Origin of the sequence: Citrobacter sp. TBCS-14, from assembly GCF_005280805.1 — a bacterium.
Lineage (GTDB): Bacteria > Pseudomonadota > Gammaproteobacteria > Enterobacterales > Enterobacteriaceae > Citrobacter > Citrobacter gillenii.
On the sequence record NZ_SZWM01000108.1, the window covers coordinates 1 to 220 of the forward strand.

The following is a 220-nucleotide window of genomic DNA, read 5'->3' on the forward strand; positions in this document are numbered from 1 at the left end:
GATACCTGAACATTGGGCCGCGGCTTCAAACAGACGAGCCGTCTTGCTGTAGATAACACGCATATAGTTTTCTTCGGTGATATCCGGGTCATTGACGTTCATTAACTGCAGGACTTCGCCTTCAGCAATAACGTTGACCGCTTTAGACATCACTTCCAGCACTTTCAGCGAACCGAGGCTGGTCATCATCTGAAAGGCGCGGGTATAGATAAAATCGCCG

1 protein-coding gene is annotated in these 220 nt (G+C 49.1%); it reads right to left on the minus strand.

Annotated features, from left to right (window positions below):
- A partial coding sequence (locus tag FDX22_RS00595; RefSeq protein WP_186805268.1) for a polyprenyl synthetase family protein occupies positions 1–220 on the minus strand: 220 nt, incomplete at both ends.